This window comes from Agarivorans albus, assembly GCF_019670105.1.
Taxonomy (GTDB): domain Bacteria; phylum Pseudomonadota; class Gammaproteobacteria; order Enterobacterales; family Celerinatantimonadaceae; genus Agarivorans; species Agarivorans albus.
Window position 1 is genome coordinate 3482405 of record NZ_AP023032.1, and the last position, 16719, is coordinate 3499123.

At 44.4% G+C, this 16719-nt stretch carries 17 protein-coding genes; 11 read left to right on the forward strand and 6 right to left on the reverse strand.

The annotated features are described in order from the left end of the window. Positions 1 to 19 precede the first annotated feature (19 nt). The 4 genes from thiB (at position 20) to K5620_RS15790 (ending at position 3701) form a co-directional block, all read left to right on the forward strand. On the forward strand, positions 20 to 1003 hold the full coding sequence (gene thiB / locus K5620_RS15775) for a thiamine ABC transporter substrate binding subunit (protein WP_016404075.1): 984 nt from the start codon (positions 20 to 22) through the stop codon (positions 1001 to 1003). Positions 1004 to 1006: 3 nt separating this feature from the next. Further along, positions 1007 to 2581 carry an ABC transporter permease family protein gene (locus K5620_RS15780; protein WP_016404076.1) on the forward strand — a complete coding sequence of 525 codons (1575 nt, stop codon included), beginning with the start codon at positions 1007 to 1009 and terminating at the stop codon, positions 2579 to 2581. Next, on the forward strand, positions 2565 to 3266 hold the full coding sequence (thiQ, locus tag K5620_RS15785; protein ID WP_221077400.1) for a thiamine ABC transporter ATP-binding protein: 702 nt from the start codon (positions 2565 to 2567) through the stop codon (positions 3264 to 3266). The genes K5620_RS15780 and thiQ overlap by 17 nt, the downstream gene beginning before the upstream one ends. Positions 3267 to 3362: 96 nt before the next feature. Further along, positions 3363 to 3701 (forward strand): hypothetical protein, encoded by a 339-nt coding sequence (locus K5620_RS15790; protein ID WP_016402916.1) that lies wholly within the window; start codon positions 3363 to 3365, stop codon positions 3699 to 3701. Between the two features lie 3 nt (positions 3702 to 3704). Here the strand turns inward: K5620_RS15790 and K5620_RS15795 are convergent, their stop codons facing one another. Then, on the reverse strand, positions 3705 to 4463 hold the full coding sequence (locus K5620_RS15795; protein ID WP_215426458.1) for a transporter substrate-binding domain-containing protein: 759 nt from the start codon (positions 4461 to 4463) through the stop codon (positions 3705 to 3707). Positions 4464 to 4717: 254 nt separating this feature from the next. On the opposite strand from K5620_RS15795, the gene K5620_RS15800 reads away from it, so the two are divergent. Beyond that, the gene (locus K5620_RS15800) at positions 4718 to 6214 is read left to right on the forward strand and encodes a hypothetical protein (RefSeq protein ID WP_040307449.1); all 1497 of its coding nucleotides are present in this window, start codon (positions 4718 to 4720) and stop codon (positions 6212 to 6214) included. A gap of 57 nt (positions 6215 to 6271) precedes the next feature. Here K5620_RS15800 and K5620_RS15805 read toward each other — a convergent pair whose 3' ends face one another. Further along, the gene (locus K5620_RS15805; protein WP_016402919.1) at positions 6272 to 7048 is read right to left on the reverse strand and encodes a GGDEF domain-containing protein; all 777 of its coding nucleotides are present in this window, start codon (positions 7046 to 7048) and stop codon (positions 6272 to 6274) included. 146 nt (positions 7049 to 7194) lie between these two features. Continuing rightward, the gene (gene dapA / locus K5620_RS15810; protein ID WP_016402920.1) at positions 7195 to 8067 is read right to left on the reverse strand and encodes a 4-hydroxy-tetrahydrodipicolinate synthase; all 873 of its coding nucleotides are present in this window, start codon (positions 8065 to 8067) and stop codon (positions 7195 to 7197) included. A 315-nt stretch (positions 8068 to 8382) separates the two neighbouring features. On the opposite strand from dapA, the gene rsmC reads away from it, so the two are divergent. The 4 genes from rsmC (at position 8383) to K5620_RS15830 (ending at position 12699) form a co-directional block, all read left to right on the forward strand. Beyond that, positions 8383 to 9414, forward strand: coding sequence for a 16S rRNA (guanine(1207)-N(2))-methyltransferase RsmC (rsmC, locus tag K5620_RS15815; RefSeq protein WP_016402921.1), 1032 nt, complete (start codon positions 8383 to 8385; stop codon positions 9412 to 9414). A 116-nt stretch (positions 9415 to 9530) separates the two neighbouring features. Continuing rightward, on the forward strand, positions 9531 to 10772 hold the full coding sequence (gene glgC, locus K5620_RS15820; RefSeq protein ID WP_256471422.1) for a glucose-1-phosphate adenylyltransferase: 1242 nt from the start codon (positions 9531 to 9533) through the stop codon (positions 10770 to 10772). 92 nt (positions 10773 to 10864) lie between these two features. After that, on the forward strand, positions 10865 to 12343 hold the full coding sequence (glgA, locus tag K5620_RS15825; protein WP_016402923.1) for a glycogen synthase GlgA: 1479 nt from the start codon (positions 10865 to 10867) through the stop codon (positions 12341 to 12343). Positions 12344 to 12420: 77 nt separating this feature from the next. Next, complete coding sequence (locus K5620_RS15830; protein WP_016402924.1) at positions 12421 to 12699, forward strand: late competence development ComFB family protein; 279 nt, start codon at positions 12421 to 12423, stop codon at positions 12697 to 12699. A 163-nt stretch (positions 12700 to 12862) separates the two neighbouring features. Here K5620_RS15830 and K5620_RS15835 read toward each other — a convergent pair whose 3' ends face one another. After that, positions 12863 to 13075, reverse strand: coding sequence for a hypothetical protein (locus K5620_RS15835; protein ID WP_016402925.1), 213 nt, complete (start codon positions 13073 to 13075; stop codon positions 12863 to 12865). A 328-nt stretch (positions 13076 to 13403) separates the two neighbouring features. Further along, complete coding sequence (locus K5620_RS15840) at positions 13404 to 14291, reverse strand: EamA family transporter (protein WP_016402926.1); 888 nt, start codon at positions 14289 to 14291, stop codon at positions 13404 to 13406. A gap of 276 nt (positions 14292 to 14567) precedes the next feature. Between K5620_RS15840 and K5620_RS15845 the strand changes: the two genes are divergently transcribed. Then, positions 14568 to 15581 carry an AraC family transcriptional regulator gene (locus K5620_RS15845; RefSeq protein ID WP_016402927.1) on the forward strand — a complete coding sequence of 338 codons (1014 nt, stop codon included), beginning with the start codon at positions 14568 to 14570 and terminating at the stop codon, positions 15579 to 15581. 3 nt (positions 15582 to 15584) lie between these two features. On the opposite strand, the gene K5620_RS15850 is transcribed toward K5620_RS15845, so the two are convergent. Beyond that, a complete protein-coding gene (locus tag K5620_RS15850) occupies positions 15585 to 15992 on the reverse strand; it encodes a GFA family protein (RefSeq protein ID WP_016402928.1) in 408 nt (135 codons plus the stop codon). A gap of 141 nt (positions 15993 to 16133) precedes the next feature. Here K5620_RS15850 and K5620_RS15855 point away from each other — a divergent pair, with 141 nt between their 5' ends. After that, entirely contained in the window at positions 16134 to 16604 is a 471-nt protein-coding gene (locus tag K5620_RS15855) for a WbuC family cupin fold metalloprotein (protein WP_016402929.1), read from the forward strand. Positions 16605 to 16719 lie beyond the last annotated feature (115 nt).

Sequence of the window (16719 nt, forward strand, 5' to 3'; positions counted from 1 at the left end):
TATTATCAAGGAGTGTAAGATGAAAAAATTGCTATGGCTAGCTTGCTGTACTCTTAGTGTATTTGGCTTAAATGCCCAAGCAAACAGCGAGCTAACGGTTTATACCTACCAAAGCTTTGTCTCTGACTGGGGGCCAGGCCCAGCCTTAAGCAAAGCCTTTGAAGCAGAATGTAACTGTAGCATTAACTGGGTAGGTTTAGACGATGGCGTAGCCATTTTGAACCGCTTAAAGCTAGAGGGAAAACGCAATAAAGCTGATGTTATTTTAGGTTTAGACACTAACCTTATCCCAGAAGCGGAAGCAATTGGTGCAGTGCAAGCCCACCAATTAACCCTTCCTAAACTGGCTATTGACTGGCAAGACAACAGCTTTGTGCCTTATGACTACGGTTACTTCGCGTTTATTTACAATACCGAGTCATTAAAAAATAAACCTAGCTCAATGGAAGAGCTGATTAATGAGTTTGATGGCACCATTCTTTACCAAGATCCGCGAACTAGCACTGTGGGCCAAGGCTTAATGCTCTGGCTAAAAGCGCTATATGGTGATGATACCGAGCAAGCTTGGAGCAAGTTAAAAGATAAAACGGTTACCGTAACCAAAGGCTGGAGCGAAGCTTACGGCATGTTCTTAAAAGGCGAAGCCGATTTAGTGCTAAGTTACACGACCTCCCCGGCTTACCACATGGTAGCCGAGCAAGAATACCGCTACCAAGCGCTAGGGTTTAGTGAGGGGCACATGAGCCAAGTGGAAGTGGCTGCAATAAGTGCAACCAGCCAACAGGTAGAGCTGGCTCAGCAATTTTTGGCTTTCTTGGTTAGCGCACCTGCTCAACAGGTTATAGCCACCACCAACTGGATGCTGCCAGTAAACCCAGAAGCTGAGCTGCCAGAAGCCTTCTCAACACTTGTAACACCAAAAGCCTTAAGCCTTGACCAAGCTACTGTTAGCCAACAGCGCAAAGCGTGGACTAAAGAATGGCGTAACACGGTTAGCCAATAATAAATGATGAAGAAACTGGCGGCCATTGCGGGTTATACCGCCAGTGCATTTCTTGCCTTGGTAATTTGCGCTGCCTTTTGGGGCCTTGCAGAACAGACCAAGGAGTTAAGCTGGAGCGCGTTTAACGACCCATATTTATGGCGAGTACTGCGCTTTAGCCTTTGGCAAGCTTTGCTGTCTGCATTGCTTGCCTGTGTTGGCGGTATATTGATCGCTCGCGCTTGGTTTTATCTGCAACCCAAAAGCCTTAACTGGCAATTGCGCCTGGCAAACTTATGTTTTGTATGCCCGGTGATTTTGGTGGTGCTAGGCTGCGTTGGTAGCTTTGGCCTAAATGGTTTTTGGCAACATTTAGCGCCCTTTTCATGGAAGATATACGGCCTACCTGGCATTTTAATCGCACACACCTTTCTAAACATGCCGCTTATAGCGCGCTATTGTTATTTACAATACCAAGCCATACCTGCCAGCTACTGGCGCCAAGGCAAGCAACTTGGTTTCAGCCAATTTAGTTATTGGCGCTTAATTGAATGGCCAATGTTGCGCTCTCGCTTGGCAGGTTTGTTTGGCTTAGTGTTTTTATTGTGTTTTGGTAGCTTTACGATTGTGCTGGCACTAGGTGGTGGGCCGCAAAGTACAACTCTTGAGGTGGCGATCTATCAGGCGCTTCGCTACGATTTTGATCCCTTATTCGCACTTCAGTGCGCCTTATTGCAACTGCTTATAGCAACTAGCCTTGGCTGGTTATTACTGGGGCGAGAACAACAAGATAGTATTCGCCACCAACAAAGCTTAACTAGCATTCATCAACATTCCACCCTGTCACTTACCTGGCACCGACTAATTATTACCAGCTATTATCTGTTTATAAGTTCAGTTGTCCTAGGCATGTTTAGCCCGCTGTTAGCGCTTAGCTGGCAAGCCTTACCTTGGCAGCAGTGGATAGAAAGCAGCTTGTGGTCGTTAAACATTGCGCTGCAAAGTGTAGTTTGGGTATTAATACTGGGCAGCGCTCTTTTGTGGCAATACAGCAGCAACTTAAGCCGAAACAAAGGCGCGAAAAGACACAAAGGCCAAGAGTTACTAGCGTCTGTGATGCTATTAGCACCAGCCATGGTGATTACCACCGGATTGTTTTTTCTACTGCTTAGCCGCACCGACATTAGCCGCTATACAGTGCCCTTAGTTGCGTTGATTAACGCCTTAATGAGCTTACCGTTTTATATGCGCAGCCTAAAACCGGCCCTCAACGACAGCGTAAAGCAATACGCCAAACTTAATCAAAGTTTAGACCTGCCAGCGCTTAGCCAAGTCCGTTTTATTTATTGGCCTTTAATGCGCAAACCCTTAAGTGTGGCGATTAGCTTGTGCATGGTTTTATCTTTGGGGGATATGGGAGTTATTGCGCTAATCGGCAGTGTTGATGTCACCACCCTGCCACTCTTGCTATTTCAACAGCTAAGTAGCTATCAATACGCCTTAGCCAGTGCTACAGGGCTAATCATGCTACTACTATGCGGTGTTATATTTTACTTACTCGATATTAGCCTTGGACGAGACAATGCTGAACATATCTAAGCTACAGTGCCAACGCCATAACCAGCACTTTAGTTACTCTTTAGAAGTAAAGCCCGGTGAAGTGGTGGCCTTGTTGGGTGCCAGCGGCAGCGGAAAAAGCACTTTGTTGGAGCTTATCTCCGGATTTGTTCAGGCCAGCTCGGGCAGTTTAAGCTGGCAAAATGAAGACTTGTTAACACTGCCGATCAATCAACGGCCGGTAACGTCGCTATTTCAGCAGCATAATTTATTTCATCACTTAAGCCTCAAGCAGAACATTGCTTTGGGTATTAGCCAACAGCTAAGGCTAAGCCCTAGCCAGCAGAAACAAGTTACAGAAATCGCCAAAAACCTTGGCATCTCAGCAATCTTAGACAAACGTCCAGACCAAGTCTCTGGTGGCCAACAACAACGCGCCGCGCTAGCGCGCTGCTTAATTCGTCATCGCCCTATTCTGTTGTTAGATGAACCCTTTAGTGCGCTTGATCCGATGTTACGTTTAGAGTGTTTAGAACTAGTTAAACAACTCGCTGAGCAATACCAGCTAGCGGTGTTGATGGTCACGCATCAATGGCAAGACGCATTGAGAGTTGCCCAACGAGTAGCATTTATTGAACAAGGCAAAACCCAGCAATTTGCCACCGTTGATGAACTGCAACAATCGCCGGCCAATCAACACATTGCTCACTACCTGGCCTGTAGCTAGATTTTTAGCTACTCAGCCTTCATGACAGTAAAGTTTGTATTGATTCAGCCGATATAAGTCCAATGGTCATTTATATTGTTGGGTTAGAGCTCAGTTATGCAGGTTAATTACAATCTACAAGCCGCCTCGTTAGAATCTACCTATCAAGCTCGTCAACGCATCGAGAGCACTGCGCCACGTCAAACCATTACCGAGTATACGGCGCAGCGCCAAATGACTAATCCAGGTACTGCGGTATTTGGTAACAACGATGTTCAACCCGGGTTAACCGCCACTCAGCTACGTGACAGTGACGACGCCAAACAAGCTAACCGTAAAGCAATTCGAGAAGCAATGGGCCGCAGTGTGGACCAATCGGCAACCCACATTCGTTTGTACTTTCAATATATGGAAGAAAAAGGCACTCGAGGCCCACAATTACTGGCTCGAGCCTAAGCGCTAATTGGCAAGCGCCAACTGATACTTACTCATTATTTTCTGCAATTCTCCCGACAAGCTCAACTGCTGCAAATACACATTTAACTGTTCAATGGTTAGCGATGACTCATCACGCACGAGAGCATGCAAGCTATATACTGGGCTAAAATTATCGACCAACTTAAGTGAGCTTAATAAACTAGGTCTTTGGCGAGTAAGTGGCAGGTAATAGCTTTCGTTAACCATGGCAAAATCTACCCGGCGCTTTAACACCATTTTTATGCAGTTCATCACGTGGGAACAGGTACTAACTGCGAACCCTTCATCGGATAAATGCTCACGCTGATGTAACTCATCAAACAATACCACGCTGTAATTATGCTCAGGCATAAACAGGCCATCTTGCTCATAATCATGCTGCTGGTGAGTGAGTAATAAATTTCTGTCTAAAACCAGAGGAAGGCTTTGTTGTACATTGAGCTGCTGCCAGCCCCACTCTAGATTTTCAAATAAGATCAGCTCAAAGCGTTGCCGTGAGAACGCAGCATGGCGGTGGTGGCGTGAGGTAGAAACAAAGCGAAACGAATACTCATCTTGAAGATGATTTAGCGCCCTTAATATATCTAAGGTAACGCCGCTATAACGGTTGGTGGATATGTCGTGAATGACATAGGGAGGATAATCGTAACCGCCAACTTTAATCTCTATAAGTTGCTTAGCACTAGTAAACAGCGGGCACAATACTACCAAGCTCCATAGATACATCCTTGTTTGTAACATCTAGCACACCCCAAACAACCATCAAGTAAATATAAAATAAACATGAGGACCACTAAACAATCATCATGCAGAAATGCCTTATCCAACACACTTTTGCTTAGCCAAGTGCCAAAGATGGCAGCCATCAATCAGCAACTAATTCTAAAAAATATATAAATAGCAGTATTTAAACCCACCAGATGAACAAAAAGGCTTGATAATTGCTTTGTATACAGCAATATCAATATTTTGACTCGCAGTTTGAGGACTTTTAAGTGAATAAAGCTTTGTTACCCAGTTTGGTTGCCACCCTTGTGTTAAGTGGCTGCGGAGGAGGTGACAGCTCACCTTCTACTCCGAGTACCCCTAAGTACAATTGGCAAATAATCCAATTGCATACTCTAAAAGAGAGCGATGTAAAATCCGGCTGTATTATTTATGGCACTTCAGAAAGCGATCCTAGCCGAGTAATTACCGCATCGGTCGCTAATGCTGGATACAATGTTTTGTTCCACAACGCAGATGGTTCGATTATTGAAGAACACACTATTCCAGCAATAGATGTTCCTAGCAGCGGCATTGTGACCATAGATAGCGGCTTCGTGCCAGATGACGGCTATGTATCTTTGGAAGAGGTTGATAGCAATTTAAGCGGTAACCCTGACGTATACATGTTTAGTGTGGAAAAAGACCTATTAAGCCACAAGGTGTTAAATGTACGCTCAGCACAAACTGGCAGCGAGTGCTACAAGGGCAAAGACTACCGCTCAATCAGTGATACCGCCGATTCAGCCGCATTAACAGTACTTCAAGAAAGTGGCGTAAGTTACTACCAAACTAGCTATTCTGCGGATGCGGTGTCGGGCAGAGAGATCGCCTCCCACATTCCGGTACTCTCACCGCTTCCCGCCGCCCGAGATACCCTAGTTACCGCTTTTTACACCAGCAATAACGACCAACATACAGACCTAGCCTATTATGGCTTTATTGAGCCTAGCTTTGTTTACGACACTGAAGACTACGATGAGATTGTAGCCGCTAGTTTGAGCAATCAAGATCTCATGCCAATGTATTGGCAAAGTGCAGCAAACCTAGATCTTGACGAAGGCAGCGCCATCTTGGCAATCCACAACAATCAAAGCTATCAATGGCAAACCCTTTATCATGATGTTGATGAGTTTACGATTGCCGCTAACTACAACAAGGTTAGCCACTGGTTAGGTTTATTCTCAGGCATCAGCAATGATAGCTCTTGGCAATTTGAGAGCGTAATGGCGATAGACGAGCAAGATAGTCACCTAGAGGTAAGTTTACCTGAGTTAGCGCCAATAATCGGTGTAGATATTCAGCAGCAATGCCCTACCGCACTCGATAACGCTAAGTTCTGTATCGACAATGCTGGCAGCTTCTCTGAAGAGGACTTTGCCCTGCAACGCAGCCACATAAAAGTACTAACCAATAATAACCGCGCCTTCTATCAAAGTATTTATGCCCAGCCAAAAGCGCAGCAACCGCTTTTAGAGAGCAGCGCTATTGAACTATCTATTCAAGATCTTGAAGGCCTAGAACTGGCCTTAATAGATAGCGAGTTAGCAAGCACTCAGCAAGATTACTTTATGGCTAAATACCTTGATAGTAGAAGCATCGCAGAAACAGGTCAGGGTGGCACCTTTAGTGATGCCAATGGTTTCATTATCACTCCCGATGACTACCAAGACCTCTATTTAGATATGCTGAAAAGCAGTACCACCGTGGTGCAGCAAGCTAAATAAAACATAGAGACGTGCTCCTACTACTGGCGATAAAGCTAGGAGCATTGTTAGCTTGGCCTAAGAAAGACGCAGCGCTTCCACTGCGTCTAATCGATGGGCCAATAACGTGTCAACATTGTCACCGTGCTCTGGGTAATAAGCCCAGCCCATTTTTAAACTGTCTAAGGCCACACCCTCAAGCTGTCTTTGTAACTCACTACTAAGCTTACTGGCAACGGTACTTACCGCTCCCCTGCTGGTGCCATACAACAAAGCGATTAATTCACCTTCTTTAAACTGGGCAATGCTGTCTGAACGACGTAACTGTTCTTGCAAAACTTTAGCAACAATAGCGCAGACTAAAGAGCTATCATTGCTGGCGTAATGCAAGGTGAGAATGGCAAAGGGCTCGTGATTACGCTGGCTTAAGCGCATGGCTTGAATCAGCAGTTCTCGAAACAGCGAGGCAGAAAGTAAACCGCTTTGCGGATCACGCAGTTTAGCTTCGTCGTTTATCACTGGCATGGTTAAGGGTAATACACTCGCCAATAAATACTGCTGCTGTTGAATTTCAACCGGCATTCCGTGAATCCGTAACCACTCATCATCACTGTGGCAATAGTGACAAAAAAAGGCTTGCTGGCTTTGCAAACTGGTATGTAAAGCTTGTTGAAAGGCAGCTCGACAACGTACGTCAATTCGTTCCAGCCATTGCTCTAGGCTAAGCTGCTCAGAACGACCATCTTGCCAGGGGTAGCGCACCGACACTTGGCCGTTATCAGGCTGCAGTAACCAATACCCACTATCGGCTTCTACAATGCCATGAAAAAAACTCACCAGATCTATTTCTGCCACTACTACGTCCCTGAAGTTTGCGTGATTATCAGTATAGCAGAGTTAAATCAGGGGCTTAGCTTAAGCGAGGGAAAGCAGTAGTTGAATAAACGCTAAGTAAATAAAAAGGCCGAGCAAGCTCGGCCTTATCAATAATTATATTATTACTAAATGAGTTCTAAGTTCTGCATCACATTGCGGATACGGGTCTTGGTTGACTCTGACAATTCAGTCACCGGTAAACGGCATTCTGCTTGGCATTTACTCAACAAAGACATCGCGTATTTAGCACCTGCAGGGCTAGGCTCGGCAAACATCGCTTGGTGCAAAGGAATCAACTTATCTTGAATCTCACTGGCTTTAGCGTAGTCACCGTCTAGGGTGGCTTGCTGCATTTGAGCACACAGTTTTGGCGCTACATTGGCAGTAACCGAAATACAGCCTTGGCCACCACTCACATTGTAAGATACTGCAGTGGCATCTTCACCACTTAACCAGCAAAAGTCTTGCTCAATTAATTGGCGCTCAAACAATGGGCGAGATAAATCACCAGTTGCATCTTTAACACCAACAATGCGTGGTAACTGCGCCAGCTTAGCAATAGTGCTAGGGCTTAAATCTACCACTGCGCGTGGTGGAATATTGTATAAAACAATGGGGATGTCGGTGGCATCGTGCAGCATTTTAAAGTGTTGGAACAAGCCATCTTGATTTGGACGATTGTAATATCCCGCCACATGCAAGGTAGCATCGGCGCCAGCTTGTTGAGCAGCCTTAGTATATTCGATGGCTTCGATTGGGTTGTTTGAACCAGCACCAGCAATAACAGGCACTCGCCCTTTTGCCTGCTCTACTACTGCTTTAACCACAGCAATATGCTCATCGTGAGTTAAGGTTGGGCTCTCACCAGTTGTACCTACAGGCACAATACCGTGAGTACCTTGGCCAATATGCCACTCAACTAACTCGCGAATCGCTGCATAATCTACTTCACCTTCAATAAAGGGAGTAACCAACGCTACTATCGATCCTTTAAACATGCCCGCTCCATCACTTACTTCAAAAATAAAAAAACCCGGTCACAGTGGCCGGGTTCAAAAACGTTTTTTCGATTTAGTTACACCCAGCCGTTAACCACCCGCGTTTTAATTCGGGCCGTTTATACTTCTTCAATTCTAAAGAAAATGGCAACAAGGTGTTGTCCTTAACAATCAAAATTCTTGCTAGCTAGTTTCCTTAGCACGCGGTAAAAGTCAAGTAACCTGAAAAATAAATCCGCATAAGTTCTCATGAGATAGCCTTTTCCCTTAAAACTTTTTATTATTGCGGGCAACCACGCCCAACCAAGCCAGATTATGAATACCTCTCCACACGCCACTAGCCAAGTTCTTGCTCGCCATGATGACTTGTTCTCTCAACAACATCTTGTAGTGGCTGGCCAGTTAGCAGATAACTACCCGTTGAACTTGTTGGAACAGGTGGCTTCGTTGCAGGTATGTTGTAGTCATTTTGGCCACCATCAATATTTTGCGAAGCAAGCAAGCAGCAAGCTCTCCAGTCAATTTAGCGCAGCGCCAAGCTTAGCCAGCAACAGCAATGCTTTGCTGCTATTTATGCCTAAAGCCAAACAAGAAGCTGCCTATTTATTTGCCTGCATTTTGCCGCAGCTTGAAGTTGGCGCCGAGATATTTGTAGTGGGCGAAAACCGCGGCGGCGTAAAAAGTTGCGAAAAGCTGCTGGCGGAATTTGGTATTAAAGTAAATAAAATCGACAGTGCACGCCGTTGTGGGCTCTATTTTGGCGTGCTCAATCAAGCTGCACCACAGTTTGATGCTAGCCAATGGCAAAACAGCTTTGAGGTAGCACTTCCTAATGCTTCACTTAAAGTAAAGTCCCTTCCTGGGGTATTTAATCATGGAAAACTCGATGAAGGCAGCCAATTGTTATTGGAACACCTGCCCACTTTGCATGGCAGCGTGCTCGACTTTGGGTGTGGTGCGGGCATTATTGGTGCAAGCCAGGCCCTGTTACACAATGTAGACATAAGCCTGCTCGATGTGAGTGCATATGCCATTGCAAGCAGTAAGGCTACTCTGCAAGAAAATCAACTCACTGGAACGGTAATTGCTTCGGATGGTTTAAGCGAGGTGAAACAGCGCTTCGATTTTATTGTAAGCAATCCGCCTTTTCATGCTGGGATTGATACCCAATATGAAACCACCGAGACGTTTCTTGCTCAGGCAAAACAGCACTTAAACGCCAACGGTGAACTGTGGTTAGTCGCCAATAGTTTCTTACAATACGAAGCACTAATAAAGCAGCACTTCTCCCGCTTTGAAAGTGTACTCGACAACAAAAAATTTAAGATTTTGCGTTGTTGTGTATAGAAAGAACTTTTTTTTAATGTGGAATTACTAAAACCCAGTTTCTGCTATTTACATTAAGGTAAATATCTGGAAACTAAGCCAAGCCACTTTGAAAACGATTTCACGAAACTGACACAATTACAGAGGTACAAAGTCTCATGGCAGGAATTCTTACAATGATCCTCGCTGGTGGTGAAGGTACTCGCCTTTATCCACTCACCGATAGCCGCACCAAGCCAGCGGTTCCGTTTGGAGGAAGTTACAGGCTGATCGACTTTGCCTTAAATAACTTTGTTAACTCTGACTTCTTAAAAATCTACGTGCTAACTCAGTTTAAATCGCAATCGTTAAACATTCACTTGCGCCAAGCTTGGCACCTATCAGGTATTACCGATCGCTTTATTGATGCAGTTCCTGCGCAGATGCGAGTCGGCAAACGTTGGTACGACGGCACAGCGGATGCTATTTACCAAAATGCCCGCTTCATTGAAATTAACGAACCTGAGCATGTATGTATTTTTGGTAGCGACCATATCTACAAAATGGACGTACGCCAAATGGTAGATGAACACCGCCGCAAAGAGGCTGCACTTACTGTAGCGGCGATTAAAGTACCTAAAGAACAAGCCGATCAATTTGGCATTATTGAAGTAGATGAAGAAGGCCGCATGATAGGTTTTGAAGAAAAACCTAAAGTGAACCCTAAAACGATTCCTGGCGACCCTGACCACGTTCTTGCTTCTATGGGTAACTACGTATTTGAACGTAAAACCCTATTAGAAGCCTTATACGACGATGCCAAAGAAGACAGCTCAACCCACGATTTTGGCCACGACATCATTCCAAAGCTTTACCCTAAAGGAAAAGTATTTGCTTATGACTTCACCCAAAATACCATTCCTGGCGAAACGGTAAGTGGCTACTGGCGTGATGTAGGTACCTTAGATGCTTATTGGGCAGCCCACATGGACTTGTTAGATGAAGAACCACCATTCTCACTATATAACCCCAAGTTTCCACTACATACCCACTACCCACCGCTACCACCGGCCACATTTAAAGATGTTGGCGACAAAAAGGTCAGCGTTAGCCAATCACTAATTTCTGCTGGTAGCTTTATTTTGGGCTCAGAGGTTAACCGCAGTGTGTTTGGATTTAGAAGCCACGTACGTCCAGGTTCGGTAGTTAGTGAATCGGTGCTTATTGGTAATTGTAGAATTGGTGAAGGTTGTCAGATCCGCCGTACTATCATCGATAAAAACGCTGAAATTGCACCGGGCACCATTATTGGTGAGAACCTCGAGGAAGATCGCAAGCGCTTTACGGTATCCCCAGAAGGGATTGTTGTGATACCGAAAAACGCCAAGGTAGGCTTTTAAGCTGCAAATTGCCTTGAAAACAAATAAGCAATTACTCTAATATTGTTTCACATAAGGCACCCTTCGGTGCCTTAATCGTTAAGGAGTGCTCTGTGACAGCCCATCCTGTCAAGATTCTGTTTGTAGCTTCTGAAGTAGAAAGCTTAGCTAAAACAGGTGGCTTAGCCGACGTTGCTAAAGCCTTACCGCTGGCTCTGAAGGAACATGGCCAAGACGTAAGAATTATTATGCCGTTTTATAAAACTATAAATCGTCATGATGAAGCCGAGAAAATTCTCGACCTTAGCCTTCAAACTAGCCATGGTTGCCAAGATATTGATTACGCAGTCTTCAAGCTGATGCTCGAAGATGTGCCCGTTTACTTAATTCAGCAAAATGATTATTTTGAGCGGGACCAATTGTACAGCGAAGGTGAGTTTGCCTACGATGACAACGGCGAACGCTTTACCTTCTTCTCTCGTGCAGTATTCCAAGTGGCCGAAGCCCTTGAGTTTAAACCAGACATTTTCCATTGTAATGACTGGCACACTGCGCTTATACCTTACTTGCTCAAGCAAAAATTTGCTCATCACCCATTTTTCTGTAACAGCAAATCGGTACTTACTATCCATAATGCTGCTTTCCAAGGCATTTTTGAGAAGCACCAGTTCCAGCTTTTAGAAGGTTTAGCCGATGGCTTAGTTGATCAAATACTTGATGGTTACAACTGCATTAACTTGCTTAAAGCTGGCATTCGCTTTGCCGATAAAATCAATGCGGTAAGCCCAAATTACGCTCAGGAATTACTCACACGTTTAGGCTCACACGGCCTTTGTGATTATTTTGAGCAGCGCCGCGGCGATTTGGTAGGCATATTAAACGGTTGTGAATACTCCGACTGGGATCCAGCAACCGACAAGTATATTCCAACAAACTACTCTGCCGCTGATATGAGTGGTAAAGCTGTTTGTCGCCAAGAACTTCAAGTTGAAACAGATTTAGCCCAGCTAAACGTGCCAATTTTTGGCATGGTATGTCGCTTAACCGAGCAAAAAGGCTTTTACCTGTTGCTACCTGCCCTACAGCAGTTTTTACGTCACAATGTACAAGTGGTGATAGTAGGCACTGGTGATAGCGGCATCGTAGCTGAGCTTGAGTCAATGCAAAAGCAATGGCCAGATAAACTGCGGTTTATTCATGCTTATAGCAATGAGATGGCCCATTTAGTGGAAGCGGGCGCAGACTTCTTCTTAATGCCTTCGTTGTTTGAACCATGTGGCCTAAACCAAATGTACAGCCTAGCCTATGGCACCTTGCCAATTGTGCGTGGCGTTGGCGGCCTAAGAGACACGGTAAGTGATTACGATGAAGATGCAGAAAACGCCACCGGGCATATCTTCTATGATCCCGAGCCAGCCGATTTACTAAACATTTTGCGCCGGGCCTTGTTACTTTATTTAGAACATCCGGAAGAGTTTCAGGCGATGCGCCATCGCGCAATGCTGTCTCGATTCCATTGGAAGGAGTCAGTTTGGCAATACGAAGCCTTGTATAATGACGCCTTAAATGTGAATCCGGTTCAACATCAATAAGATTAAACAGCTAGAGAGTGGCGACTCTGGCTTTTCTTATATAACCTGAATGTATACATTTACTTGAGGGAAAGATAATGCGCTTATCAGAGGAAATTCATAATTTTACTGAGTTCCTACTAGGTGAACAAATTCATGCCTTAGAGATCCATAAGCGCTGTGACCTAGATACTCTGCAAGATTTATGTTGCTTAGTGCTCAATCGTTTACCACCACGTTATATTCGTCATGACGTGGATGTACTAAGTGCAATTAGTGATGCAGAACGGGAACAATTGGTTGAAAAAACCAAAGTGGCAATTGAAGAAAGCCTAAAATTTCTAGAGCAAGATCGTCGCCAAGCACCACGCGATTAGTTATACCAATCACACTAAGTCAGTGATCAGAAATAGCGCAGGAAAAATACTCGAGAATAAGACTGAATCTTTAGATAAGTAGTTATTCTACAATCAAAAATTCTAACGCAGTTATCGAGTATTTTAACCAGATAGAATGAACGGTTACTTGGCACAATTGGTATTATTTGGGTAAGCTTAGCTCTAGTTCGATCGACGTACAGCCCTTGGCGCAATAAACGCCAGGGGCTTTTTCTTGCCCAGGTAACACCACCGTCAAAGGCTGCTTACAATGCTCACACTGCTTAGCTTTGCCTGCCAATACTTGCTTAATTAAGTTTCGCTGCTGAGCATAAGCATTAGCACTGCGCTTATTGAGTTCTTTAAATTCCGACATAATTAATACTCTTTCATTACTCCCGCTACTGTAGAGCGTGAGCCCTAGGCTTACAATATCAAATCGACTTGCTTGGGCTATTTGCTAGGGTCAGTTGACCTTTCGCGGTTAAATTTTGTTCGAAATAAAATCGTTTTAGGCGCGGCAAGGAGTGTGCAGCCTAGTTATTCTAAGCAAATACTACTTAACAAAGCGTAAAACGATTTTAGCCGAACCCTTCGGGCAGGAATTTGTGGCTCATTTCTACTGCGTTATCGGCTTCGCATGTAGGCTAGCTACACATTAAAGCCTCTGCCTTGTAAAAATACCCCACAAACTGCTGCAAAAATCAGCTCGAAAGGTCAACAGACCCTAAGAACTTATGCAAGTTTTGGCCAAAGACACAACATATCAAACCCAATAAGACTAAGCCTGCAGCAAGCCACTCCAAGTGAGTTAAGCTCTCATCAAAGACTAGGTTGGCAGTCAACATTCCCACTACAGGTACCAACAGGGCAAAAGGTGTTACAGCAGCGGCGCTATACTTAGCCAGTAGATGCCCCCAAATTGCAAAAGCAAGTAAGGTAGAAATAAACCCGACATAAGCTAAAGCTAACCAAGTTGAAGTTTGAGCACTTACTAGCAACTGATAAGGCGTATTGGTTTCAAATAAATATGAAAAAGCCAACAAAGGTAATGGAGGAATCAGACTCACCCACACCATAAAATGCAGTACATTAACGCCTTTCGCCTGCTTCATAAACAAGTTAGAAACGGCCCAAGACAAGGCCGCCAAAAGCAACAACAGCAAGCTTATCAAGCTGAGGTTCTCGGAGCTCAAGCCAAAAAACAGCGCAAAACCAAGGCTGGACAAGCTTATTCCTGCTAGCTGATAAGTGGTAATTTTTTCTTTAAACCAAGTAAAGCTGAGCAAAATAGTGAACATCACTTGTGCTTGCAATAACAAAGACGACAAACCAGCCGATGCCCCAACCTGCATGGCCACAAACAGTAAGCTAAACTTGATCACTCCCAAAAACACGCCCACGGCGACTACGTTGCGCACCGCTGTTTTAGGAAAAGGTACAAAGAACACCGCAGGTATTGCCACAATGGCAAAACGCAAAGCAGAGAACAATACTGGTGGAAGCTCCGCTAAACCCAACTTAATTACTGAGAAGTTCACTCCCCAAATAGTGGCTACGATTAAGGCAAACAGAATATCAATAGGCTTCATAGTATCCATGGGTGAAGACAGGAGTGCTTATCCAGCCTAACCGCAAGTGTTAAAGGCGTCAAAGCTGATTCAAGAACCCAACAACAAACCCCTTACCCTAACAACGAAGCTACACCTCCCCAGCTGCAAGTTATAGCCACAGAAAAACCTTTAAAGAGCGAAACAAAAACCAAGGTATTGAGTAAACGAATATGAGAAGATGCCCTCAATAGATAGAAGTGACCATTTTATGAGATTTATTGACGTAAAATGTAAATAGTGTGAGTAGTAAATACGATGAAAGAATTTGATATTGGGTTTGTTCGGCTTAACTTCATTAAGCCCTTGCTCAATGGCTTATACGCAGAGTATGCGATTAAGCCTGATGAACTTGGCATTCCTTCGGCTTTGCTTGAAGAACCTCTCACACTTATCCCCGTAAACGTCGCCAATCGCTGGTTTGAACAAGCCGAACACTTAAGCCAAGACCCACTTTTTATGCTTAAGCTTACCCCGTATATTGGTTTTGAAAATGTAGAACTGTTTAACAAATGGGTTTACCACACACCTGATTTTGTAGTGACATTTCGCCGTATTAACTATGGTTGTTCGATGCTACAGTCAGGTTGCTCGTTGAGCGGGTTGCAGTCAGGAAATATTGTAAAATGGGCATACAATAACCCCTATGCAAGCCACCAAGCGCGCCTGCATGATAGCCTGCGTATGGCAATTATGATGTTCAAAATGTTGCGTTATTACTTAGGTGAGGAGTTCACGCCTTTGCAAGTTAACCTAACTGGCCCAGCCGCAGAACTTAAACAACTGGAAGCATTTTTTGGCTGCAAGGTTAAACAAAGTAGTGCTCAAACCGAAGTATGGCTTAATGCTTCTGTCACCCATTTAGACGAAAATAGCCAGTGGGAGAGGAATGATCCACTGCGCTTAAATGACGCTCAGCTCGATGAATACATTAATATTCCTCAGCCTCATGACACGGTTAAATCATTATATTCACTAATAAACTTTTCCCGCTATTACGGACGCCCGAACGTAGACTTTTTGGCCGACTGCTTGAGTATATCGCGTCAACAATTACAACGCCGCTTACTGGCCCATGGCTGGAATTTTTCAGCCATGACAGCCAACGTATTATGTAACGAAGCGGTACAGTATCTATTTAAGGGCTACGACATTAATAACATTGCTCAGCGTTTATCTTATAGCAATGAGCAAAGTTTTTGCCGTGCCTTTAAACGCTTACGTGGTGTAACACCTTATCAATACTTGCAAAAGCTTAAGGCTAAAACCTAACGCTTATTCACGTCCTTCTTGGTGTTGCGGTAAGTTATCGCAAATATCGAACCAGTTAGCTTTATAAGCGACAAAGATATGTGCGTCTGGTTTTAGCTTTATCTCATTATCAAGAGTAGCCAAGCTAAACTCTATAAAACGGCCTTCATCATTGGCGGGAGCAAAGCTTAAGCTTGAGCCACACTCGCTGCAAAATTGCCTTACAGTGCCATTCTCAGCGGTGAATTTCTTTAAGTATTCCAAACCGCTTGTCCAGCGAAAGTTCTCGGTTTTAGCTTCACCATAGGTTGCAAAGGCAGCCCCATGAAACTTTCTGCACATACTGCAATGACAATGTCCCATTCGAGGCTCTAGTTGCTCAACTTGATAGCTCACTTTTCCACACAAACAACGCCCTGTCATTTTGTTCATAGCGAATTCCTTAACCAATAATGGGAATGAATTATCACCTTACACTGATAATCCCCGTTTGTTGAGTCAGCAAAAATATGCCACCATCTGGCCCTATAACCATGACTTAATCGAATACGCTCATTTATAGGACTCTAGTTAATGTTGAAGATCATCAACAACAAGGACTTTTCAGACTTTAGCGACAAGGCTAAAGCAGCACCACGCCAGCGCAGCCATCACAATTTACACGAAACCTTAGACGCAGGTGTGCAACGCTTGTTTATTGCTACAGAGCCAGATACCTACATGCGTCCGCACCGCCATAGTGAAGCCCACAAATGGGAACTATTTTTAGTGCTCAAAGGACAACTCGACTTACTAATATTTAATGAGCAAGGCGAAGTTACCGAGCGCCATAGTTTGTCACCAGAAACAAACCGAGCTATCGAAGTTCCACCCAATGTTTGGCATGGATATGCTTGTATGCAAGCTGGAACAGTCGGCCTAGAGATAAAAGAAGGTGCCTATGTGCCCACTCCCGCAGAAGATTTTGCGCCTTGGTCTCCGGCTGAAGGTGAAGACGGTGCAGATGAGTATCGCGAGTGGATGCGCAGTGCTCAAGTAAAATAAGCGATTTGCTATGTTTAGCTGAGTAAAAATCATCGAGATAGATAACTGAGCAGATATCTATTTCGATGAGTATAAAGTGTACTTAGCTAAACAAAACACCTTGTATTCTCAAGCG